Here is a 23,559-nt window from a genome sequence, read left to right as displayed (position 1 = left end):
GCCCCCTTCCCGGGCCCGGGAAGTTGAAGGAAGCGCTTTTCGTGGCTGCAAAGAAACCTGCGAAGAAGGCCGCCAAGCCGGCCAAGAAACCCGCCAAGCCCGTCGCCAAGAAGCCTGTCGCCAAGCCGGTTGCGGCCAAGAAGCCGGCCGCGAAGCCCGCTGCCAAGAAGGCTCCGGCCAAAGCGGTCGCCAAGAAGGCGCCGGCCAAGCCGGTCGTCGCCAAGAAGGCCGCCCCAGCCAAAAAGGTTGTAGCCAAGAAGGCGCCCGTCGCCAAGAAAGCCGTGCCGGCCAAAAAGCCGGTTGCGCAGAAGCCCGCGCCCAAGCCCGCAGCCAAGGCTGCTGCGAAGCCTGTCGCCGCGAAACCCGTCGCTCCGAAACCCGCTGTCCCGTCCAAGTCCTCCGTCAAATCCGCACCGAAGCCGGCCGCCAAGCCGGTTACGGCCAAAGCGACTCCTGCCAAGACCGCCCCCCCGGCCGCTGGCCGTGCCGAAGCGCCAGTTCCCAAGGCTGCTGCAAACCCGGCACCGGCGCCAGCCGTCAAACCGACTCCCATAAAACCAGTGCCTTCCCCCAAGACCTCCAAAAACACAAAATCCGTCGCCGCAGTTCCGGCTCCCGTCGCCAAGGCCCCTATCCCGCGTCCGGTGGGCAAGGTGGCCGTCGCTGTGGTTTCCAAGCCTTCGACCACGCCCGCACCGCGCGGCAAGGTCAAGGTCGTGCCCTATAAGACCGATGAAGCCACCGGTCGTCCTCTTATCCCCAATGGCTACAAGCCGGCAGCGGACGAGGAATATATGAGTACGCTGCAACTGGAATATTTCCGCCAGCGCCTGCTCACCTGGCGCGCCGATCTGGTCGAGGAATCCAAGCAGACCATCGAGAACCTGAAGGACGAAGTGCGCGACGTCGGCGACGAAGCCGAGCGTGCGACCCGCGAAACCGAGAATTCGCTGGAACTGCGTACCCGCGATCGCTACCGCAAGCTGATCGGCAAGATCGACAGCACGCTCAAGCGTTTGGATGCCGGCGACTATGGCTACTGCGCGGATACGGGCGAGGAAATCGGTCTGGAGCGCCTGGAAGCGCGCCTGACCGCCGAGCGCACCATCGATGCGCAGGAGCGTTGGGAGCACTTGCAGAAGCAGCAGGGCGACTGATCTCAGGCGTTCACCAGAGTAAAAAAGCCCCGCATTGCGGGGTTTTTTTATGCCGTCATCCCAGCGCAAGCTGGAAGCGCTTCTCAACAGCGAAGCTGGTCATCCATCTTGATCTTGGTCTTTATTCTGCTCTTGCTCTTGCTCTTGCTTCTGCCTCCTCCCTTGCGCGCAGCGCAGGGGAGGATTGAGGAGGGGTGCTTTTGCTCTGGCTTCTTGCCCTTTGCGTCGAAGCAAGAGCGTTTCGCGCTGACGCGCGAGTCACTTTTCTTTGAACGGCAAAGAAAAGTAACCAAAAGAAAGCCGCCCCCGTATCAAGTACGGGGCAGGCTCTAACGTCGCGCCCCACGATGAAGCCGTGGGGTCCGCAAGCAGGCCGGGAATTTCCGTAAGACACATCCTGTGTCTACGGAAACGGCGCACATCCCTGTGCGCCGCCCCAGCGGGGTTTATCCCGACCTGCTTGCCGCGTCTCACGGGAGAATGAAGCTAAAAAGCAAGAGCCGAACCCGCCCTTCAAGCACCATCAGCCTGGAAGCCGGCCTTCCTGTGCGAACCATCGCAATAAGGTTTGTTCTGCGAATGGCCGCAGCGGCAAAGCCAGGTTTCGCTGGTGCGGTTGATGGTGTGGCCCACGCCGCTGACGATTTCCAGATTGCCGCTTACCTTCAATGGGCCGTTGCGTTGCGGAGCGACTTCCACGGTGCCCGCGCGTGCGGCCAAGGCTTCGGAAGGCTTGATCGCCGGTTCGCCGCTGGCAAGGAAGCCGCCTTCGGTGTGGCTGCCGTCGCAATAGGGTTTGTTCTTCGAAAGACCGCAACGGCACAACGTCGCGCGAAGGCCTTCGTCCTGGCCAGCGATACGTAGCGGCGCGTTGAAGGCCAGCGGTCCGTTTTCGCGTATCCGTACCGTGTTGACCAGCGGCGCCGGTTCTCCGGGCTGCCCATCGAGGCGCTCGTAGCGGATCGCGCCGGAAGGACAGATGCGGGCGGTGAGCGCCACTTCATCGGCGGAAACCGCATCGGGATGGATCCATTCGCCCTCCACGTTGGGGACGAACACATCGGGATGGGTCAGCACGCAATTGCGGGAATGGATGCAGCGTTCGCCATCGAAATGGATGACGACCTGCTTGCCGCGAACGACTTCCGTACCCATGGCATGACTCGGCTTTGGGGGAAGGCTCAGTTTACGCCCGAGTTGCGCCGGATTACTGCAAGTCCTGCAGATCCAGCCGCCGCAGTTTCGGCGCTTTCCATGCGGTTACGCCGACCACGGCCAGGGTCATGAATCCGCCGAACACCACCGAAGGCACCAGCCCCATCAACCGTGCCGCCAAGCCCGACTCGAACGCACCCAGCTCGTTGGAGGAGCCGATGAAGATGCCGTTGATCGAGGAAACGCGCCCGCGCATTTCGTCCGGCGTGGCCAACTGCAGGATGGTCGAACGCAGCACCACCGAGACGCCGTCGCACATGCCGGACAGCATCAGCATCAGCACCGACAGCCAGAAGTCCCGCGACAGCGCGAAACCGATGATGCACAGGCCGAATCCGGCCACCGCATACAGCAGCAGGCGTCCGGCGTTACGCTTGGGCGGATGCCGCGCAAGCCACAGGCCCACCAGCACCGCACCGGCGGCCGGCGCCGCACGCAGCATGCCCAATGCCTCGGGGCCGTAGTGCAGGATATCGTGGATGAAGGCGGGCAGCAGCGCCACCGCGCCGCCGAACAGGACCGAGAACATGTCCAGCGCCTGCGCCCCCAGCACCACCTGGTTGTTGAACACGAAACGCAGGCCTTCGCCGATGCTCTTGAAGATAGGCGCGCGTTCCGGCGATGCGGGCGGTTCGCTGACGCGCAGGGAAACGATCGCGATCGCGGCGGCCGCGGCGAAGCCGGCCGCCACCAGGTAAGCCAGCGTGTTGCCGCCCCAGGCCACCAGCAAACCGCCCATGGCCGGTCCGACCACCAGTCCGGTCTGCATCACCACGCTGCCGATACCGGCCCCGCGCGCGTATTGTTCGCGCGGCAGCACGCGCGCGAATAGCGCGGTGTAGACCGGCGCCAGGAACGCGCGCACCACGCCGTTGACCGCGATGGCGGCGTAGATGGTGATGGTGCCGAAGGAGGGAATGCGTCCGCTGGCCACGCCCGCCAGTGTCAACGTGGTCAACAGCAAGCCCAGGCAGGCGTACATGCCCAAGCGACGGCGGCGCATATGATCGACCGCATAACCGGCGAACAGGGCGAAACAGAAGTAGGGAATGACTTCGGTCAGTCCGATCAGGCCCAAGGCCAGCGCATCGCGGGTGATCTGGTAGAGATGCCAGCCGACCGTCACCGCCACGATCTGGTAGGACAGCATCGCCAGCAGGCGATAGAACAACAGTCCGATGAAGCCGCGGTTGCGCAGGGGCGAAACGGGCAGGGGCGCCGCCTCACTCATGCATGATTTCTTGCGGTGTCCTGAATGAAGGCCAGGATTGCGGCCAAGCCGTTGCTGCGTGTCGGAGACAGATGTTTGGCCAGGCCGATATCGGCGATGTAGTCGGGTTGGGTCGCCAGTATTTCGGCGGCAGGACGTCCCGAATACACGCGCAGCGCAAGATAGATCAAGCCGGAAACGATGGCCGAATCGCTGATCGCGTTGAAGTCCAGCCGATCCGCATCGCCCTGCGGCACGATCCAGACCAGGGACTGACAGCCAAGCAAGCGGTGTTCCTCCGTCTTCCACTCTTCAGGGAAAGGAGGCAGCTTGCGTCCCAGGTCGATCAGGTACTGGTAGCGCTCGGACCAGTCGCTGAAGAAGCCGAACTCGTCCTTGATGGCGAGCTGGGCTTCGGCGGGGGTGGGTTCGAGGGGGAAAATACTTTCGTTCATCGGAAGTCTAGGCATCCAGTGGATCTAAAGTCCCTCTCCCGCCGGGAGAGGGGTTGGGGTGAGGGTACGGCGAAGTGGAGATGCCGCCGCGGCCATGTGAATGAAGGACTAATCATTCGATCGCGAGGGTCGTCAATGCCACTTCGCCGTACCCTCATCCGCCCTACGGGCACCTTCTCAGCCTTGCACACCCTGCGGGCGCCGGCGGGAGAAGGGACATGATCACGCTCGCTTCCAGCGTACGCCCTGCGCCGTGTCTTCAAGCAAAACGCCTTCGGCGGCCAGCCGATCGCGGATGGCGTCGGAGCGAGCGAAATCGCGGCTCTTCTTGGCTTCATTGCGCTCGTCGATCAACGACTGGATGCGGGCGTCATCATCGCCCGACGCGCCCCGACCGAACCAATCCGCCGCTTCCTGCTGGAGCAGGCCCAGCGCCAGGCCTGCGCCGAGCAGCTCCGACTTCAAGCGCGCCTTCTCGTCGGGCGTGACCGCCTTGCGTGCCTCGCCGGCGATGCGCGCCAGTTCGGCCAGTGCCTGCGGGGTATTCAGGTCGTCGTCCAGGGCGGCTTCCACAACGGCCGGAATTTCCGCTTCGGCCTGGATATCGACAAGGTCGCGCAATGTCCCATACAACCGGTCCAGCGTACGCACCGATTGCTCGATCAAGGCATCGGACCATTCCAGCGGCTGCCGATAGTGCGCCGAGATCAGCGCATAGCGCAGCGCCTCGGGCGGATGCTGCTTCAGCAACTCATGCACGCGCTCCACGTTGCCCACCGACTTGGACATCTTGGCGCCGCCGAAATTCAGCATGCCGTTGTGCAGCCAGAAACGCGCGAATATCTTGCCACCGTGCGCGCATTCGCTCTGCGCGATCTCGTTTTCGTGATGCGGGAACTGCAGATCCACGCCGCCGGCATGGATGTCGATGGTTTCGCCGAAGATCGCTTCGATCATCGCCGAGCATTCGATATGCCAGCCGGGACGGCCGCGGCCCCACGGCGATTCCCATCCGGGGAGGTCGTCGCTGGAAGGCTTCCACAACACGAAATCCCCGGCGTCGCGTTTGTACGGAGCCACTTCCACCCGGGCGCCGGCCAGCATTTCCTCCGGATCGCGGCGCGAAAGCTTGCCGTAGTCCGCAAAAGTGGCGACTGCGAACAGCACATGGCCTTCGGCGGCATAGGCATGGCCGGTTTCGATCAGGCGCTCGATCATGGCGATGATGTGCGGAACGTGGGCGGTCGCTTCGGGCTGAAGATCCTGCGGCACCACGCCCAGGCCGGCCATGTCCTCGAGGTAGGCGGCGGCGTATTTGTCGGTGATCGTGGAAATCGGCACCCCGAGTTCCTTCGCCGCGGCGTTGATCTTGTCGTCTATGTCGGTGATGTTGCGCGCGTAGCGCAGGCCGCCGAAGCGGCGGCGGAGCAGGGCGGCCAGCACTCCGAACACCACCGGGCCACGCGCGTTGCCGATATGCACGTAGTTATAGACCGTGGGGCCGCACAGATACATGGTGGGGCAGCCGGGGACGAGCGGCGCGAAGGGTTCCACCTGTCGCGTCAGGTTGTTGTGCAATCTCAGGGTCATGAGTGGGGTGATGGAAGGATGCCAGTGGATTCTACCGGCCTGTACACCCCTTAAGACAGCAGGCCTTCGACAGCATCGATTCAGCCCCTCTCAAGGCGCACTCCCTACACTGGAGGCCGGGATTCCAGACCAGTGGCCTCATGCGCCTGTATTGCCACATCTTGTTCGGCCTCGGCCTGTCTGCCTTCGCATCGGTCTCGGCAGCGGCCCAGGAGACAGATCCAGTCACGGTGCTGCCGGTGGAAAACGTCCGCCTGGACTATGCGCAGGTGCTGGCGGTGGACCCCGTGTACCAGACCCTGCGCGCTTCGCGCACCGAAATGCGTTGCGAGGAGAAACAGGCCCCAAAGCCCGCCCCTCCACAGGATGAGGGTCGTTGGTCGAAGATCATGGATTCGGTGAAAGGCGTGTTCGCCCGCGACCCGGAGCCTGCGCCCAAAGCCGAACCCGCCAAGCCCAGCTGCCGCATGGTGCCGGTGGAGCGCGAGTTCCGCCGCCCTATCGCCTATGACGTGGATTACGTCTACAAGGGCTTCAAGTACCGCTCGCGTCTGGCCGAAGATCCCGGCAACCGGCTGCGGATCCGGGTTTCGGTGATGCCCTACATACCCGGCCAGAACCTCGCCACGCCTTAAGTCTTGCGCCAAGGCACCCTGCATGCGACGATGCGGACCAATGAAGATGAACGCACACCTGCACGCATGCGCCGCCCGGATGGCCTCGGGAATGACGTCTCGTGCCCGCCGACCGGAACCGCTTATCTAGCTGGGTCGCCGGACGTTACTGCTTGTTCAACCGGAACCCAGCCTGGCGCTGGGTTTTTTCGTTTCTGGATCCCTGGGAAGTCGCAATGAAATCCGATTCAATAAAACCTGATTCAATAAAACATTTCTTGAATACCCAGGACTGGTCGCGTACCGAACTGGACGCGCTGCTGACACAGGCGGCGCTGTACAAGCGGCATAAGCTGGGTGATGCGCTGAAGGGCAAATCGATCGCCCTGGTGTTCTTCAATCCGTCCATGCGTACCCGCACCAGTTTCGAGTTGGGCGCCTTCCAGCTGGGCGGCCACGCGGTGGTGCTGCAACCCGGCAAAGACGCGTGGCCGGTCGAATTCAACCTGGGCACGGTAATGGATGGCGACACCGAGGAGCACATCGCCGAGGTCGCCCGTGTGCTGGGCCGCTACGTCGATCTGATCGGGGTGCGCGCCTTCCCGAAGTTCATCGACTGGGGCTACGACCGCGAAGACATCGTGCTGAAGAGCTTCGCCAAGTACTCGCCGGTGCCGGTGATCAACATGGAGACCATCACCCATCCGTGCCAGGAACTGGCGCACGTACTGGCCCTGCAGGAGCATTTCGGCACTTCCGATCTGCGCGGCAAGAAATACGTGCTGACCTGGACCTACCATCCCAAGGCGCTGAACACCGCCGTGGCGAACTCGGCCCTGACCATCGCCACGCGCATGGGCATGGACGTGACCCTGCTGTGCCCTACGCCCGAATACGTGCTGGACGAGCGCTACATGGGCTGGGCCGAACAGAACGTGGCCGAAAACGGCGGCTCGCTGCGCGTCAGCCACGATATCGACAGCGCCTACGCGGGCGCCGATGTCGTTTACGCGAAGAGTTGGGGCGCGCTGCCCTACTTCGGCAACTGGGAACCGGAGAAACCCATCCGCGACCAGTACAAGCACTTCATCGTCGACGAACGCAAGATGGCGCTGACCAACAACGGCGTCTTCAGCCACTGCCTGCCGTTGCGCCGGAACATCAAGGCCACCGACGCCGTCATGGATTCGCCGCAATGCATCGCTATCAATGAGGCGGAAAACCGCCTGCACGTGCAGAAGGCCATCATGGCCGCGCTTTCCAACCAATAAACCCACGGAACCGACACTCCCCCATGAGCCAGACCAAAGACATCGTCCTCGCCTTCTCCGGCGGCCTAGACACTAGTTTCTGCATTCCCTATCTGCAGGAGCAGGGCTGGGCCGTGCATACCGTATTCGCCGATACCGGCGGCGTGGATGCCGAAGAGCGCGCCTTCATCGAACAGCGCGCCGCCGAACTCGGTGCCGCCAGCCACGTCACCGTCGATGGCGGTCCCGCGATCTGGGAGGGCTTCGTCAAGCCGTTCGTGTGGGCGGGAGAGGGCTATCAGGGCCAGTATCCTTTGCTGGTATCGGACCGCTACCTCATCGTCGATGCGGCGCTCGCACGCGCGAAGGAACTCGGCACCAAGGCCATCGCGCATGGCTGCACCGGCATGGGCAACGACCAGGTGCGTTTCGATCTGGCGGTGAAGGCGTCGGGCGACTACCAGATCGTCGCGCCGATCCGGGAAATCCAGAAGGAACACACCCAAACCCGTGCCTACGAGCAGAAATACCTGGAGGACCGCGGCTTCGGCGTGCGCGCCAAGCAGAAGGCCTACACCATCAACGAGAACCTGTTGGGACTGACCATGTCCGGCGGTGAAATCGATCGTTGGGACGCACCCGGCGAAGGCGCGCGCGGCTGGTGCGCCCCGCGCAGCGCCTGGCCGACCGAACCGTTGACCGTCACCCTGAAGTTCGAGAACGGGGTCGCGGTCGAACTGGATGGCAAGCCGCTCGAAGGCGCGACGTTGCTGGCCAAGCTCAACACGCTGTTCGCCCAGTACGGCGTCGGCCGCGGCATGTACACAGGCGACACCACCATCGGCCTGAAAGGACGCATCGTGTTCGAAGCGCCGGGTCTGATCGCGTTGCTGACCGCGCATCGCGCGCTGGAAGAGGCCGTGCTGACCAAGCAGCAGAACCGCTTCAAGCCCGATGTGGCGCGCAAGTGGGTGGAACTGGTGTACGAAGGCTTCTTCCACGATCCGCTGAAGACCGATCTGGAAGCGTTCCTCGCTTCTTCGCAGTCCACCGTCAACGGCGAAGTCACACTGGAGACGCGCGGCGGTCGGGTGGATGCGGTGGCCATCAAGTCGCCCCATATCCTCAACGCCAAGGGCGCGACCTATGCGCAATCGGCCGACTGGGGAGTGGAGGAAGCCGAAGGCTTCATCAAGCTGTTCGGCATGAGTTCGACCCTCTGGGCCGAAGTCAATCGCTAAACGCAAGAAAACTCGCCGTCGTCATCCCAGCGAAAGCTGGGATCCATCTTGCTCCCCACCCTCGAACCTGTATTTGAAAGTGCAGAGCAAAGTCAAAATGGATCCCAGATTTCGCTGGGATGACGACGGAACTCAACAACCAATGGACAGAAGTTAGAATGCTCGACAAGGTCCTCAATCACCTCGAAGCGCTGGTGTCCCACGACACCCGTAATCCGCCGCGTGCGATCACCACCGGCGGCATCTTCGACTATATCCGCGTGCAGCTTCCGGACTTCGCCGTCGAAGTCACCGATCACGGCGCCGGAGCGGTCTCGCTGTTTGCCGTGCGCGGCGAGCCGAAGCGGGTTTTCAACGTTCACCTCGATACCGTGCCTTCTTCGCCGGCCTGGACCGCCGATCCGCTGAAACTGCGGGTGAGCGGGGATCGCGCCATAGGACTCGGCGCCTGCGATATCAAGGGCGCCGCCGCCGCGCTGATCGCTGCCGCGCAATCGACGCAGGGCGATGCGGCGTTCCTGTTCACCAGCGACGAGGAAGCCAACGATCCACGCTGCATCGCCGCGTTTTTGAACAAGAATGCGCTGGCGCGCGATCACGGCTTCATCGAAGCGATCATCGCCGAGCCCACCCAGGGCCAAGCGGTACTGGCGCACCGCGGCATCAGCGCGGTGAGGATGCTGTTCAAGGGCCAGGCCGGACATGCTTCGGCGGAGAACGCGCTGACTCTGAGCGCCGTGCACAACGCGATGCGCTGGGGCACCACGGCGCTGGATTATGTACAGGGCCAACATCATCTGCGCTTCGGCGGCCTGACCGGCCTGCGTTTCAATATCGGCCGGGTCGAAGGCGGCATCAAAGCCAACATGATCGCGCCAACGGCCGAAGTGCGCTTCGGCTTTCGCCCGTTGCCGTCGCAAAACATGGACGCGCTGCATGCGCAGTTCAGGGAATTCGCCGCGAGCGGTGCGCTGGCCGAATACGAGGAAACCTTTCGCGGTCCCTCGTTGCCGTCCGGCGACGTGGCCCGTGCGGAGGAGCGCAGGCTTGCGGCGCGCGATCTGGCCGACGAACTCGGTTTGCCCATCGGCAACGCGGTCGATTTCTGGACCGAAGCGTCGCTGTTCTCCGCCGCGGGCCTGACCGCGCTGGTCTACGGCCCCGGCGACATCGCGCAGGCGCATACCGCGGACGAATGGGTTTCCCTCGAACAATTACAACGCTACGCCGAGACGGTGCAGCGGATCTTCGGACAGAACTGAGAACATGGAATCGCACAAGCAAACCCGGCAGACCATCATCCGCCTGCTGTCCAGCATGGCCAGCGCCAAGGAAATCTCGCAGTACGTCAAGCGCTTCTCGCAGTTGGACGCCAAGCGTTTCGCCGTGGTCAAGGTGGGCGGCGCGGTGCTGCGCGACGACCTCGATGCGCTGACCTCTTCTCTGTCGTTCCTGCAGGAAGTGGGGCTCACGCCCATCGTCGTGCACGGCGCCGGGCCGCAGCTGGACGAGGAAATGACCGCCGCCGGCATCGAAAAACAGACGGTTAACGGTCTGCGGATCACCAGTCCCGAAGTGTTGGCGATCGTGCGCAAGGTGTTCTTGCAGCAGAACCTGGCCCTGGTCGAAGCGTTGCAGGAGTCGGGCGCGCGCGCGACCTCGATCGTGTCCGGCGTATTCGAGGCGGAATATCTGGACCAGCAGACCTATGGCCTGGTCGGCGAAGTGAGGCGCATCAACCAGTCGCCGATCGAGGCGAGTCTGAAAGCCGGCTCGATTCCGGTCATCGCCAGTCTGGGCGAAACCGTGGGCGGCCAGATCCTCAACATCAATGCCGATTTCGCGGCCAATGAGCTGGTGCAGGTGCTGCAGCCCTACAAGATCATCTTCCTCACCGGCACGGGCGGATTGCTGGACGACAAGGGCGCCGTGATCGATTCGATCAATCTGTCCACCGAGTACGACGAACTGATGGCGCAACCCTGGATCAACGGCGGCATGCGGGTGAAGATCGAACAGATCAAGGACTTGCTGGACAAGTTGCCGCTGACTTCTTCGGTCTCGATCACTAAGCCGGCGGAACTGGCCAAGGAGCTGTTCACGCACAAGGGCTCGGGCACGCTGGTGCGTCGTGGCGAGCGCGTGCTGCGCTTCGATTCCTGGGAAGGCGTGGATTTGGAACGGATGCGCGTGCTCATCGAATCGAGTTTCGGACGGAAGCTAGTCGTCGACTATTTCGAAAAAGCCAAGCCTTACCGCATCTACATCAGCGAGAACTATCGCACTGCGCTGATCCTGACCCGGGAAGAGGGTTTCGCGTATCTCGACAAGTTCGCCGTGCTGGACGATGCGCAAGGCGAGGGTTTGGGACGCGCGGTCTGGCATGTGATGCGGGAGGAGAATCCGCAGTTGTTCTGGCGTTCGCGCCATAACAACCAGGTCAATATCTTCTACTACGCCGAATCCGATGGCTGCTACAAACAGGAGAAGTGGAAGGTGTTCTGGTACGGCATCGAGGATTTTGCCGACATCGAGCGTTGTGTGGCCCATTGCCGCACGCGTGTTCCGACCCTGGTGGACTGAACCATGAACCTTCCGAATCTTCCCGCCAGTTGGCAAGCACCGCGACTCGATGGCCGGCATGTGGCGCTGGAGCCCTTGGCTGTCGAGCATGCCGAGGGATTGAGCCTCGCGCTCAAGGGCGATGAATTATCGCGGCTCTGGTACACCAACGTTCCCAAAGCGGCGGATGTCGAGGCCTGGGTAGGCACCGCTTTGGATAAGCAACGACAAGGTCTGGAAACGCCGTTCGTAGTGCGTGATGCCGACGGTTTGGTGGTCGGCAGCACGCGCTTCTACGATATGGACGCGTCCGTGCCCAAGCTCAGCATCGGCTACACCTGGTACGCGCCCAGAGTGCAGCGCAGCGGCTTGAACACGGAAGCCAAGCTGCTTCTTCTCACCCATGCGTTCGAAACGCTCCAATGCGCCTCGGTGTATCTGGAGACGAGCTGGTTCAACCATGCCTCGCGCACCGCCATCGCGCGCTTGGGCGCCAAGCAGGACGGAATCCTGCGCAATCACCGCCGGCATGCCGATGGCACGATGCGCGACACGGTGGTGTTCTCCATCATCGACAGGGAATGGCCAGCCGTGAAAAGCAACTTGTCCTGCAGGCTCGAACAGGGAGGACGCAAGCATGGCCAGTAAGACGGTCGGTCTGGTCGGCGCGCGCGGGCACACCGGCGCCGAGCTGATCCGCCTCATCTCCCGGCACCCGCAGCTGGAACTGGCGTTCGTGTCTTCGCGTGAGCTAGACGGACAGCCCGTCAGCGCGCATATCGAGGGTTTCGCCGGCGAACTTCGCTACGAGAACTTGGGCCATGAACAGGTCGCCGCCAAAGGTGTGGATGCGGTGATCCTGGCCCTGCCCAATGGCAAGGCCGGCGACATCGTCGCAGGACTGGAGGCACAGGCGCCAGAGTCGGTGATCGTTGACCTATCGGCCGATTACCGTTTCAACGAAGACTGGTACTACGGACTTCCCGAACTTACCCGCGCAAGCTACGCGGGACAGAAACGCATCAGCAACCCGGGTTGCTATGCGACCGCCATGCAGCTCGCGATCGCGCCCTTGCTCGATCGGCTGGCCGGTCCGCCGCAATGCTTCGGCGTTTCCGGATATTCGGGCGCCGGCACCACGCCTTCCGATAAGAACGATACCGACAAGCTGCGCGACAACCTGATGCCTTACGCGCTGGCCGACCACATGCACGAGCGCGAAGTGTCCCGCCATCTGGGCGTGCCGGTGGAATTCATGCCGCATGTGGCGCCGCACTTTCGCGGCATCACCATGACCGTGAATCTCTGGCTCGACCAGGCGGTGAAAGTGGAAGCGATCCGCGATCTTTATCGGCAACGCTATGCGGGCGAGCCGTTGATCCGCGTCCTCGACGAGGCTCCATGGGTCAGCAGTATCGCCGGCAAGCATGGCGTAGAGATAGGCGGCTTCACCGTTGCGCCGGGCGGCAAACGCGTCGTCGTGGTCGCCACGCTGGACAATCTGCTAAAGGGCGCCGCGACGCAGGCTATGCAGAACCTGAATACTGCTTTTGGTTTCGACGAACTGGCGTCGATACCGCTGGAATGAAGTAGGGCGGGCATTGCCCGCCTGTCACCGAAGCGGCGGGCAATGCCCGCCCTACGTCAAATGGCGAGACGGGTGTACCCGTTGAGCATGAAGGCAGGAGAGAACCGATGTCCGATTTGTTATGGCAAAAACCAGGAGTGAGCGTCGACGCCAGAATCCAGAAGTTCCTGGCCGGCGACGACGTGATCCTGGATCGCGAGTTCTTCCTGCACGACATCGTCGCCAGCAAGGCGCATGCCGAGGGCCTGCAGCGCATCGGCATTCTCTCGTCCGAAGAGTTGACGGGCTTGAATCGCGAGCTGGATCTGCTGGCCGAAGACTTCCGCAGCGGCGTTTTCGTGCTGGACGATCGTTTCGAGGATTGTCATTCCGCTATCGAATCGCGGTTGACCGAACGTCTGGGCGATGCGGGCCGCAAGATCCACACCGGCCGCAGCCGCAACGACCAGATCCTGGTGGCGACGCGCCTGTGGTTGAAAGAGAAGCTGGCGCGAGTCTCGGATTTGAGCCGCCAGATCGCCAAGGTGGCGCTGGATCGCGCCGAGGCCGAGCGGAGCCTTCCTCTTCCCGGCTACACGCACATACAGCGCGCGGTGGTTTCGTCCGCGGGCATGTGGTGGGCGGGCTGGGCGGAAGCCTTCATCGACAACGCCATCCGTGCCGACGACACGCACCGCCTGATCGATGCCAATCCGCTGGGCACCGCCGCCGGCTACGGCGTCAACCTGCCGTTGGATCGCGATCACACCACGCGGACTCTGGATTTCGCACGCCTGCAGATCAGCCCGATCTACGCGCAGCTCTCGCGTGGAAAGTTCGAGATGGCAGCGCTAGAGGCCTTGGGAAGCGCGACGCTCGATCTGCGCCGACTGGCCTGGGATCTGTCGTTGTTCACCAGCGCCGAATTCGGTTTCGTGGCGCTGCCCGCGCAATACACCACCGGTAGTTCGATCATGCCCAACAAGCGCAACCCCGATGTGATCGAGCTGATGCGTGCGACCCACGCTAGCGTGGCGGCGGCGCGCACCGAGATCGAGCAGCTGTTGTCGCTGCCATCGGGCTATCACCGCGATCTGCAGGGCAGCAAGGGCGCCATATTCCACGGCTTCGGCCGTGGTTTGCCTGCGCTGGAACTGCTGCCGGACCTACTGGCGAACCTGGAATGGCGCGAGGATCGGATGCGCGCCGCGATGGATTCAGGCATGTACGCCACCGATGTGGCGGTGGAACAGGCGGCGGCCGGCGTACCTTTCCGCGAAGCCTATCGTGCGGCGGCTGCGTCCGCGGACCAGGCGGGATCGGGGCGAACGCCCGAATCCAGTCTTGCCGCACGTGTCTCGCCGGGCGCGGCGGCGGACCTGCGTCTGGATGAATTGCGTGAGCGATGGGAATCCTTGAGCAAGCGGGCGTAGGAGCGACGTAAATCGCGAATACACTTTGTTGAAAGCGGAATTCGTACCGGTGTTCCAGTCGCGACTTAGGTCACTCCTACCTTGGGAATAGAGATGTCGGATGGGTCGGCAATCAAGCGTTATCTGGTGATGGCAATGCGCAAGCCGAACTTCAACGAGGCGGTAGTGGCGCCGCACTTGGCGTTTCTCGACGGCCTGCGTCTGGCCGGCAAGTTGGAAATGACCGGAGGCTTCAGCGACAAGAGCGGCGGCGCCTATGTGCTGAAGGTGGACACGCTGGCCGAAGCGCTGGCCATTGCCGCCGACGATCCGCTGACAACCTCGGATTCCTCGACCTTGACCGTCTATGAATGGAACGCCCGCTGAGCCCCATGCAATGAACACGACCGAATCGCCCTTCGCCCAACAAACGCTGCCCACATGGCGCCGTGCCGTGCTCAAGGTCGGCAGCAGCCTGCTGGCCGCGGAGGGCGAAGGCCTGAGCCCGCGCCATGCATTGGGGCTTGCGCAGTTCGTTTCCGCGAGCCTGGCGGCGGGGCGCGAAGTGGTGATCGTGTCCTCCGGTGCGGTGGCGGCGGGACGTGCGGTCATCCATCGCAAGGCCAATGCCGGGGCCGCCATGGCCGAACGTCAGGCGCTGGCCGCATTGGGTCAGGCGCAGCTGATCGGTTTGTGGCAGCGTTTCTTCGAGCGGCCGGTGGCGCAGGTGCTGCTGACCCACGACGACCTGCGCAATCGTCGCCGCTACCTCAATGCGCGCGCGACGTTGAACGAATTGCTGGCGCTGGGCGCATTGCCGGTGATCAACGAGAACGACACGGTCTCGGTCGACGAGCTGAAACTGGGCGATAACGACAACCTGGCGGCGGTGATCGCAGCGTTGGTCGACGCCGATGCCTTGTTCATCGCTACCGATATCGATGGTTTCTATACCGCCAACCCGCGCATCCATGCCGATGCCAAGCCGATCGAAGACGTCGAAGCGCTGACTCCTGAGTTCTTCGCCATGGCCGGCGAAGCCGGCAGCAGCGCGGGAACCGGCGGCATGCGCACTAAACTGGAAGCCGCGGCAAAAGCGGCCGCCGCGGGCATCGAGACCTTCCTCTTCAACGGCACCCGCGCCGAAGCGGTGCGCGCGCTGGCGCAGGGCCAATTCAGCGGTACCCGTTTTCGCCCCTCCCAGAACCGCGTTGCCGCGCGCAAGTACTGGCTGCGCAACGTGCCGCTGGAGGCGGGCGGGGTGATCGTCGATGCCGGCGCGGCGCGTGCCATGGGCGAAAAAGGCGCTTCCCTGCTGCCGGGCGGAGTAGTGACGGCAGAAGGCGATTTCCGGCGCGGCGACATGATCGAAGTGCGGTTACGCGACGAGCAGGGCGACCGCAGCATCGCTCGCGGGGTCAGCCAGTACTCCGCGGTGGATGTCCGCCGTATCGCCCGCCGTCATTCGCGCGACATCGAAGCGATATTGGGCTACAACTACGGCGAGAATGTGATCCACCGCGACGATCTGGTGCTGTTGTGATGAGATCCGGACGCCGTTGTAGGAGCGACGTAAGTCGCGACCGATTCGCCGAGCCGTATCAAGTCGCGACTTACGTCGCTCCTACGGTGGCCATGATCTGGATTGGAACGAAGCGATGAGCGATATAAAGCAACAGGCCCTGCAATGTCGCGAGGCCGCGCAGCAGATCGCGCAGCTGTCCACCGATGCGAAGAATGCGCTGCTGCGTGCGATGGCGGCTGCGCTGGAAGCCGATGAAGCGTCGATCCTCGAAGCTAACGCCGCCGACCTCTCCGCGGCTCGCGAGAAAGGCCTCAGCGGGGCTATGCTTGATCGCCTGAAGCTGGATGCCCGGGCTCTGGCCGCCGTCGCCGATGCGCTGCGCGAAGTCGCCGATCTGCCCGATCCTGTCGGCCTGGTCACACGCCGCGATGTGCGCCCCAACGGCATCAGCGTCGAGCGCGTGCGCGTGCCGCTGGGCGTGATCGCGATGATCTACGAGGCGCGCCCCAATGTCACCGCCGATGCCGCCGCGCTGTGCCTGAAGGCCGGCAACGGGGTGATCCTGCGAGGCGGTTCCGAGGCCATCCGCTCCAATACCGCCATCGCCGCGTCGCTGAAACGCGCGCTGCGCCAAGCCGGGTTGCCCGATGCGGCGCTGACCCTCGTCACCGACCTGCGCCGCGAGGCCATGCTGGAGCTGTTGCAGCTCACCGATATCGTCGACCTGGCCATCCCGCGCGGCGGCGAAGGCCTGATCCGTTTCGTCGCCGAACATGCGCGGGTGCCGGTGATCAAGCATTACAAGGGCGTCTGCCATTTTTTCGTGGATGCCAGCGCGGATCTGGAACTCGCCTTGCGTTTGCTGATCGACGGCAAAGTTTCCCGACCAAGCGCCTGCAATTCGCTGGAAACGCTGCTGGTGCACGCGGATATCGCCGGCGATTTCCTTCCTGCCGCCGCATCGGCGCTGGCGGAACGGAACGTGGAGATACGCGGCGATGCGCGCAGCAGCGCGCTGATGGCGGGAGCCAAGCCGGTCACCGAGGACGACTACGCCGCCGAGTTCCTCGATTTGGTCATTGCCGTGCGGGTCGTCGACAGCCTGGACGAAGCCATCGCCCATATCCACCGCTACGGGTCGGACCACACCGAGGTCATCGCCACGCGGAACGAAGGCAATGCGGAGCGCTTCGTGCAGTCGTTGCGTTCGGCGGTGGTGATGGTGAACGCTTCCTCGCGCTTTTCCGATGGCGGCGAACTGGGACTGGGCGCCGAGATCGGCATTTCCACCACCCGTTTGCACGCGTACGGTCCGATGGGCCTGGAAGCGCTGACGGTGGAGCGTTTCGTGGTGCGCGGCAGCGGGCAGACCCGGAACCTGCCCTGAGGGCAACAAAAAACCGGCACGGGGCCGGTTCCTGGTCTTCTTGGTCGGGGAGACAGGATTCGAACCTGCGACCTCTACGTCCCGAACGTAGCGCTCTACCAGACTGAGCTACACCCCGATGAAGCCGCATATTGTATTCAGTCGCCCCCCATCGGAGCAAGTAGCGCGCGCCTTACCGCCTGCTCCGGCGGTTCAGCCGCTAAAATGGCGGCTTGCCTCAATCTGCCGCTCCGCGGCCGCACTCCAGGAGTTTTCGCTTGATCAAGCCGCGCACGCCGCCAGGGGTCATGGAGCTGTTGCCCCGCGACCAGATCGCCTTCCAGCGCATGCTGGACACGATCCGCCGCAATTACGAGCGGTTCGGGTTCCTGCCGGTGGAGACGCCGGTGTTCGAGCTGTCCGAGGTGCTGCTGACCAAGTCGGGCGGGGAAACCGAGCGTCAGGTCTATTTCGCCCAGTCCACGGGCGCTCTGGAAAAGGCCAGTGAAGGTCTGCCGGAGCTGGCGCTGCGCTTCGACCTGACCGTGCCGCTGGCGCGCTATGTGGCCGAACACGAGCATGAGCTGGCCTTCCCGTTCCGCCGCTACCAAATCCAGCGCGTCTACCGCGGCGAGCGCGCCCAACGTGGCCGTTTCCGCGAGTTCTATCAGTGCGACATCGATGTGGTGGGCAAGGATGCGCTGAGCATCCGCTTCGATGCCGAGATTCTGGCGGTGATCCATGCGGTGTTCTCCGAACTGGGCATCGGCGATTTCACCGTGCAGCTGAACAACCGCAAGCTGATGCGCGGCTTCTTCGAAGCGCTGGGCATCGCCGATGGCGATCGCCAGATGGCAGTGCTGCGGGAAGTGGACAAACTGGACAAGCGCGGCGTCGACGCCGTACGTGAGACGCTGGTCGGCGAGGGCTTCGAGCTCTCGGCGGAGACGGTGGGGAAGATCCTCGACTTCGTGGCGGTGCGTTCGACCAGCCACGCGGATGCGCTGGCACGCCTGGACGCATTGGGGCAGGGCAGCGACACCTTCAATCAGGGCGTGGCCGAGCTGCGCGAAGTGTTGGAACTGGTGCACGCGCTTGGAGTGCCTGAAAGCGACTACTGCCTGAATCTGTCCATCGCGCGCGGCCTGGATTACTACACGGGCACCGTCTACGAAACCCAGTTGGACGGCTATCCGCAGATCGGCTCCATCTGTTCTGGCGGGCGTTATGACGACCTTGCCAGCCATTACAGCAAATCGAAGCTGCCGGGAGTGGGCATTTCCATCGGGCTCACGCGCCTGTTCTGGCAGCTGCGGGAAGCGGGTCTGGTGGCGGGCGTCGATGAAAGCTCGGTGCAGGCGATGGTCGCGCTGATGGAAGAGAACCAACTTACCGAATCGCTGGATATAGCGCGGCGCCTGCGTGCGGGCGGCATCAATACGGAGGTTCAGATGGAACCGAAGAAGCTCGGCAAGCAGTTCCAGTACGCTTCGCGAGCGGGTATCCGTTTCGTGGTGCTTGCCGGCGAGGACGAACTCGCCCGCGGGGTGGTCACGGTGAAGGATCTGGCGCGCGAACAGCAGTTCGAAACGACCCGTGACCAGCTCGCTTCCACTCTGCGTGTCGAGCTCGAGCAGACTCGCGCACTGGCGGGTCGCTGATGAAACCGATCCGCTTGGATGGCCAGTCGCTGACCCGCGATCAGTTGGTCGAGATCGCCTACGGCGCCAGCATCGGCCTGGACCCGAAAGCCCTGAAAGCAGTGGCGCGCGCCGCCGATTTCCTCGCCGAACAGGTGCGCCGCGAGGAGCCTATCTACGGCGTCTCCACCGGCTTCGGCAGCAACGCCGACAAGTTGCTGGGCGCGCATCCGCTGCGCGACGAACTGCCCGGCGCGGTGAAGTCCGGCCGCTCGCTGCATGAAGAGCTGCAGCACAACCTGATCATCACCCATGCCGTGTGCGTGGGCGAGCCGATGGCGCCGGAAGTGGTGCGCGCCATGCTCGGCATCCGCATCAATACGTTATTGCGCGGCCACTCCGGCATTCGCGTGCAGACCCTGGAAGCGCTGGCGGCGATGTTCAATGCCGGCATCGTGCCGGTGGTGCCTGAGCTGGGGTCGGTCGGGGCCTCGGGTGACTTGGCGCCGCTCTCGCATTTGGCGCTGGTGCTGCTCGGCGGAGGCGAAGCCTTCCTCGAAGGCGAACGCATGCCCGGCGCGCAAGCGTTGCAGCGTGCGGGCCTGACGCCGGTGAAGCTTTCCTACAAAGAAGGCCTGGCCCTGAACAACGGCACCGCGCAGATGCTGGCGATGGGCGTGCTGGCGGTGCACAAGCTCGATGCGCTACTGGACACCGCCGATCTGGCCGCAGCGATGACGCTGGATGCCTTCGCCGGCCGTCTGGGCGCTTTCGCCGAAGAGGTGCATGCCTTGCGTCCGCACCCCGGCCAGGTGCACGTGGCGGCGCAGCTGCGTCGGCTGCTGTCCGGATCGACGCTGGCCGATATTCCGTATCACCTGGTGCCGAAATTCAGGCAGTGGCTGCCGCACAGCTGGGATACGGAGGCTTCGCGCGAACTGCGTTTCGATATCGGCTGGGACTGGGTGCCCAGCGACCAGCGCCACGGGCGCGAAAAATTCTACAAACGCTTCCGCCCCTTCCGCGGCGGCAAGAAGCACCAGCCGCAAGACAGCTATTCGTTGCGCTGCATCCCGCAGGTGCATGGCGCGGTGCGCGATGCGGTGGCGCAGGCCAAGCGCGTGCTGGAAATCGAGCTGAATTCGGTCACCGACAATCCGCTGGTGTTTCCGGACAAGGTGGACGCCGCCCACGTGGAAGAACAAGTCATCTCCGCCGGCCACTTCCACGGCATGCCGCTGGCGTTGGCGATGAGCTACGTGAAGGCTTCGATCCCGGTGCTGGCGTCGATCAGCGAGCGAAGGCTCAACAAGCTGGTCGATCCCGCCACCAACGACGGCTTGCCCGCTTTCCTGATCGGCAACGAGGACGGCACCGAGTCGGGCCATATGATCGTGCAGTACACCGCTGCGGCCATCGTCAACGACCTGGCTAGCCGTGCGCATCCGGCTTCCGTGTTCTCCATTCCCACCAGCGCCAACGCGGAAGACCATGTCTCGATGGGCGCCAACGAAGCGCGTCAGGTCCTGGCGATGACCCGCGATCTGACCAAGGTGTTGGCGCTGGAGATCTACACCGCAGCGCAGGCGCTGGACCTGCGTCGCGACATGATCAATGCCGCTCGGGAGCTGGCGGGCCGCACGGATGCCGCGGCCTTTGCGGTGAAGGTGCAGGGCGGACCGGTCGGCGGTACGGACGCAGCGGGGATCTTTCGTGAGGAAGTGGATGGCTTGCGCGCTGAGCTTGCGAAATCCGGGGAATTCCATCCGGGCGACGCCGTTTCCGCGGCGCATGCGGCTTTGCGGGGCGAGATTCCATTCCTGGAGCGCGACCGTGCGATGGACGGCGAAGTCGCCGCGGCCGTGCGTCTGGTCGAATCGGGCAAGCTGCTGGATGCCGCGCGTATCGCACTGTCCTGAGCGATAGCGCCGCGCGGTCAGACTCGCGCCAGCACTAGGGCGGCCGCATAGAATGCGGTCGCCACCAGAATGCAGCGGTATGGAATGCTGAACCAGTAGCGCTTGCCGAGGACGGCATAACCCGCGAGCATCGCCAGCCCCGTCAATTGCAGGAATAGCGACCCGAACAGCAGCGTGCGCTGGACCAGCGCCAGGTATCCGTACATCAGGCCGAAGAAAATCGCGCCATGGCTATGGCTCGCGTTGAAGCCTATCCAACTTTTCCACATCGTGGTTTGGCGGGTCAGCACAGGATGCACTTCCTTCATCCGGGCTTCCAGCGACGCGTCCCTCGGCCGCAGCTTGGGGCCGCGGAAGGTGTACAGCAGGTGCAGCGCACCCAGCGTCAGGACGATCAGCGCGCTGAGCGCTATCAGCCAGGACGCCAGCGAAGTCATGCGCGCGTGGATCCCTGCGCAGAGTTCCTGATCACAACGTGCGCACGCAGTCGCGGCCTTCGGCCTTGGCCGCGTACAGCGCCTGATCGGCGACCTGCAATGCCGACTCGATGCTGTCCTTGGCCGCGATGTCGACCGAATGCACGCCGATGCTGGCCGACACTCCGATCACCAGATCGCCGCTCACGCAAGGCCGGTCGTGCAGGCTCTGGCGCAACTCCTCGGCGACGGCGCTGGCCTGGCTAAGGTCCATGCCGGGCAGGGCGGCGATGAATTCTTCGCCGCCGAAACGGGCCAGCAGGGCGTTGTAGGGCGCCAGTATCTCGGCCATGGTGTTGGACGTGCAGCGCAGGCAGTCGTCGCCGACCAGGTGGCCGTAGGTGTCGTTGATCTTCTTGAAATGGTCCAGATCGATCATCAGCAACGAGATGGGCCGGCGGCTGTTCCTGGCTTCCGACAGCAGGTGTTCGAAAGCCTCGCGGAAATGCGTTCGGTTGTAGAGCTCGGTAAGGCCGTCATGGCGGCTGGACTCGCTCAGTTGATGGTGGGCGTCCTCCAGTTGTACCAGCGCGTTGCGCAGTTCCGAAGTGCGCATTTCGACCTTCTGCTCCAGCTGGTCGCGCGCTTCGCGCACGATACGTTCGTTCTCGTTGCGCAAGGCCGCGTAGCGGTAGCCCAGGGCGACGGACAGCAGCAGCATTTCTAGCGCCGAACCGATCTGCACGCCGTATTCGGTGATGAAGTTCTTCGGCAGCAGATCGAAGGCGATGGCCGAGAACATGCCGGTGCCCAGCAGGAACAGGAACCACGCCAGCAGGAACAGCTTGGCCGGCTTGTAGCCGCGGCGCAGCACGACCACGGTTTCGATCAGGATCCAGCAGATGCTGGGGAACACCGCCGCCGAAGCCAACGGTGTCACCTTGCTGTAGGGAAGCACCGTTGCCGCGATGCCCAGCAGCACGAAGAACACGATGATGCCCAACGCCACGCGATCGCCGAAACGCCATCGTTGCTTCAGTTCCAGGAAATTGCGCGCGAACTGCTGCATGCCGATCAGGGCCAGGCAGATCGATAGCGGCACCATGTGGTCGGCCAACCATGCCGATCTGGGCCACAGGTATTCGAAGCCCAGACCGTTGAGGGTGAACAGCACCAGGCCGAAAGCGGTGATATGGAACAGGTACCAGAAATAGCTGGCGTCGCGCAGCGTCAGCCATAGCACCAGGTTGTAGGTGAACAGCGCCAGCAAGATGCCGTAATACAGGCCGATCGCCAGCTGCGCGTCGCGCGACTGTTCGATGAAGGCATCGGAAGCGTAAAGCGTCAGCGGCACCTGCATCGAGCTTTCGCTTTGCACGCGCACCAGCAGGTCCACCGTCTGGCCCGGCGGAAGGTTCAGCCAGAAATTCGGTTGCCGGTAGCGGATGTTGCGCTGATCGAAGGGCAGGTGGTCCCCTCCGGCGCTGTGGACCAGCCGGCCATCGCCGTATCTGGCGTAGACGTCGATGCGGTCGCTCAGTGCGTATTCTTGCACCAGCAACCATTTGCTCTCGGGATTGCCCTGGTTATGGACCACGGCATGGAACCAGTAGGCGCCGTCCTGGAAACCGAATGAGGGGTTGTCGCCCGGTAGCGGTTTGAATGCGCCTTGCTGCAGATGCCGGTCGGCGGCGGCGAGGTCGTCGCTGCCTTTTTCGTCATGGTAGAAACTGGTATGCGGCGCCAGCGACAGCTGGGAGGAGGCGGCGTCGATTTCCAGCGCGGTGCGCGCGAACGCATCCGGGACCGCCAGGGCCAGCAATAGCAACAAGATCCGAATCGATCGGCTCCGCCAACACAGCATCCTGCCCACTCCCCATGCGCGTTTCCGCGTGATGGCCCTCCATGAGGGCCGATCCGGAAGTCTACTCCCGCCGGAATGCGCCACTCGTGGATTCCCTCTCACTTCCGTTTCATCACTTCAACGCAATAAGCCCGGTGGCGGGGACAAGGGTCGGATTCGCCGGCTTGACCGACCGCCCGGTCGTGGGTTAATGTAACAGCACATTAATACATTGATACGAGCCATATCCATGAAGCGCCGCCCTGCCGTCAACGAACAAGCCGCCTCGGCCGCACTGCAGGCCTTGTCTCGTGCCCTGGCCGGTCTGGCCAAGGCGGAGGACGTAAGGGCCTTCCTGCAGGATCTGTGCACCCCGGCTGAGCTCGAGGCCATGGCCGACCGTTGGCGCGTGGTGCCCCTGCTGTTGAAGGGGGTGCCTTATCGCGAAATCCACGACCTGACCGAAATCAGCGTCACCACCATCGGACGGGTGGCTCGCACGCTGGAAAGCGGCACCGGCGGCTACGCCTCCGCCCTGCGGCGCCAGCAATCCCGTTCCTCCACCGTTTCGCAGTGA

21 protein-coding genes and 1 tRNA gene are annotated in these 23,559 nt (G+C 63.5%); 15 read left to right on the top strand and 7 right to left on the bottom strand.

All coding sequences use genetic code 11. From position 1 onward, the window contains the following. Window positions 1-41: 41 nt before the first annotated feature. Window positions 42-1,157 (top strand): RNA polymerase-binding protein DksA, encoded by a 1,116-nt coding sequence (gene dksA, locus J2W94_RS06905; protein WP_310091413.1) that lies wholly within the window; start codon window positions 42-44, stop codon window positions 1,155-1,157. Window positions 1,158-1,670: 513 nt separating this feature from the next. Here the strand turns inward: dksA and J2W94_RS06900 are convergent. The 4 genes from J2W94_RS06900 to cysS form a co-directional block, all read right to left on the bottom strand. Beyond that, window positions 1,671-2,312: a CDGSH iron-sulfur domain-containing protein gene (locus J2W94_RS06900; RefSeq protein ID WP_310091411.1), complete on the bottom strand. Its 642-nt coding sequence runs from the start codon at window positions 2,310-2,312 to the stop codon at window positions 1,671-1,673. A 52-nt stretch (window positions 2,313-2,364) separates the two neighbouring features. After that, on the bottom strand, window positions 2,365-3,603 hold the full coding sequence (locus J2W94_RS06895) for an MFS transporter (RefSeq protein ID WP_310091409.1): 1,239 nt from the start codon (window positions 3,601-3,603) through the stop codon (window positions 2,365-2,367). Next, on the bottom strand, window positions 3,600-4,037 hold the full coding sequence (locus tag J2W94_RS06890; protein WP_310091408.1) for a SufE family protein: 438 nt from the start codon (window positions 4,035-4,037) through the stop codon (window positions 3,600-3,602). Before J2W94_RS06890 ends, J2W94_RS06895 begins: the two co-directional genes overlap by 4 nt. A 222-nt stretch (window positions 4,038-4,259) precedes the next feature. Continuing rightward, window positions 4,260-5,627, bottom strand: coding sequence for a cysteine--tRNA ligase (gene cysS / locus J2W94_RS06885; protein ID WP_310091406.1), 1,368 nt, complete (start codon window positions 5,625-5,627; stop codon window positions 4,260-4,262). Window positions 5,628-5,767: 140 nt separating this feature from the next. Between cysS and J2W94_RS06880 the strand changes: the two genes are divergently transcribed. The 11 genes from J2W94_RS06880 to J2W94_RS06830 all read left to right on the top strand — a co-directional run bounded on the left by J2W94_RS06880 (window position 5,768) and on the right by J2W94_RS06830 (window position 17,185). Next, window positions 5,768-6,262: a hypothetical protein gene (locus J2W94_RS06880; RefSeq protein ID WP_310091403.1), complete on the top strand. Its 495-nt coding sequence runs from the start codon at window positions 5,768-5,770 to the stop codon at window positions 6,260-6,262. 215 nt (window positions 6,263-6,477) lie between these two features. Beyond that, a complete protein-coding gene (locus J2W94_RS06875) occupies window positions 6,478-7,512 on the top strand; it encodes an N-acetylornithine carbamoyltransferase (protein WP_310091402.1) in 1,035 nt (344 codons plus the stop codon). Window positions 7,513-7,535: 23 nt separating this feature from the next. Then, window positions 7,536-8,732: an argininosuccinate synthase gene (locus tag J2W94_RS06870; RefSeq protein ID WP_310091400.1), complete on the top strand. Its 1,197-nt coding sequence runs from the start codon at window positions 7,536-7,538 to the stop codon at window positions 8,730-8,732. Window positions 8,733-8,890: 158 nt separating this feature from the next. Further along, window positions 8,891-9,994, top strand: coding sequence for an acetylornithine deacetylase (locus tag J2W94_RS06865; protein ID WP_310091398.1), 1,104 nt, complete (start codon window positions 8,891-8,893; stop codon window positions 9,992-9,994). Window positions 9,995-9,998: 4 nt separating this feature from the next. Beyond that, entirely contained in the window at window positions 9,999-11,315 is a 1,317-nt protein-coding gene (locus tag J2W94_RS06860) for an acetylglutamate kinase (protein WP_310091397.1), read from the top strand. A gap of 3 nt (window positions 11,316-11,318) precedes the next feature. Further along, window positions 11,319-11,942, top strand: coding sequence for a GNAT family N-acetyltransferase (locus J2W94_RS06855; RefSeq protein WP_310091395.1), 624 nt, complete (start codon window positions 11,319-11,321; stop codon window positions 11,940-11,942). Continuing rightward, window positions 11,932-12,882 (top strand): N-acetyl-gamma-glutamyl-phosphate reductase, encoded by a 951-nt coding sequence (gene argC / locus J2W94_RS06850; RefSeq protein WP_310091393.1) that lies wholly within the window; start codon window positions 11,932-11,934, stop codon window positions 12,880-12,882. Before J2W94_RS06855 ends, argC begins: the two co-directional genes overlap by 11 nt. A 107-nt stretch (window positions 12,883-12,989) precedes the next feature. Continuing rightward, a complete protein-coding gene (gene argH, locus J2W94_RS06845) occupies window positions 12,990-14,294 on the top strand; it encodes an argininosuccinate lyase (RefSeq protein WP_310091391.1) in 1,305 nt (434 codons plus the stop codon). 93 nt (window positions 14,295-14,387) lie between these two features. Continuing rightward, window positions 14,388-14,660: a YciI family protein gene (locus J2W94_RS06840; RefSeq protein ID WP_310091389.1), complete on the top strand. Its 273-nt coding sequence runs from the start codon at window positions 14,388-14,390 to the stop codon at window positions 14,658-14,660. A 10-nt stretch (window positions 14,661-14,670) separates the two neighbouring features. Then, window positions 14,671-15,816, top strand: a complete 1,146-nt coding sequence (proB, locus tag J2W94_RS06835; RefSeq protein WP_310091387.1) for a glutamate 5-kinase — start codon at window positions 14,671-14,673, stop codon at window positions 15,814-15,816. A 115-nt stretch (window positions 15,817-15,931) separates the two neighbouring features. Beyond that, window positions 15,932-17,185 carry a glutamate-5-semialdehyde dehydrogenase gene (locus J2W94_RS06830; protein WP_310091385.1) on the top strand — a complete coding sequence of 418 codons (1,254 nt, stop codon included), beginning with the start codon at window positions 15,932-15,934 and terminating at the stop codon, window positions 17,183-17,185. 41 nt (window positions 17,186-17,226) lie between these two features. On the opposite strand, the gene J2W94_RS06825 is transcribed toward J2W94_RS06830, so the two are convergent. Beyond that, window positions 17,227-17,303 (bottom strand) — tRNA-Pro (locus J2W94_RS06825). Between the two features lie 139 nt (window positions 17,304-17,442). On the opposite strand from J2W94_RS06825, the gene hisS reads away from it, so the two are divergent. Both hisS and J2W94_RS06815 read left to right on the top strand, forming a co-directional pair. Beyond that, window positions 17,443-18,825 carry a histidine--tRNA ligase gene (hisS, locus tag J2W94_RS06820; RefSeq protein WP_310091383.1) on the top strand — a complete coding sequence of 461 codons (1,383 nt, stop codon included), beginning with the start codon at window positions 17,443-17,445 and terminating at the stop codon, window positions 18,823-18,825. After that, on the top strand, window positions 18,825-20,723 hold the full coding sequence (locus J2W94_RS06815) for an HAL/PAL/TAL family ammonia-lyase (RefSeq protein ID WP_310091381.1): 1,899 nt from the start codon (window positions 18,825-18,827) through the stop codon (window positions 20,721-20,723). Before hisS ends, J2W94_RS06815 begins: the two co-directional genes overlap by 1 nt. Before the next feature lie 17 nt (window positions 20,724-20,740). Here J2W94_RS06815 and J2W94_RS06810 read toward each other — a convergent pair whose 3' ends face one another. Then, window positions 20,741-21,160, bottom strand: a complete 420-nt coding sequence (locus J2W94_RS06810) for an LIC_13387 family protein (protein ID WP_310091378.1) — start codon at window positions 21,158-21,160, stop codon at window positions 20,741-20,743. Between the two features lie 31 nt (window positions 21,161-21,191). Further along, complete coding sequence (locus tag J2W94_RS06805; protein WP_310091376.1) at window positions 21,192-22,970, bottom strand: sensor domain-containing diguanylate cyclase; 1,779 nt, start codon at window positions 22,968-22,970, stop codon at window positions 21,192-21,194. 262 nt (window positions 22,971-23,232) lie between these two features. Between J2W94_RS06805 and J2W94_RS06800 the strand changes: the two genes are divergently transcribed. After that, the gene (locus tag J2W94_RS06800) at window positions 23,233-23,559 is read left to right on the top strand and encodes a YerC/YecD family TrpR-related protein (protein ID WP_310091374.1); all 327 of its coding nucleotides are present in this window, start codon (window positions 23,233-23,235) and stop codon (window positions 23,557-23,559) included.

The organism is Pseudoxanthomonas sacheonensis (assembly GCF_031455975.1).
GTDB lineage: Bacteria > Pseudomonadota > Gammaproteobacteria > Xanthomonadales > Xanthomonadaceae > Pseudoxanthomonas_A > Pseudoxanthomonas_A sacheonensis_A.
Note: the sequence above shows the minus strand (reverse complement) of the source record. Positions and strands in the feature narration are given on the sequence as shown.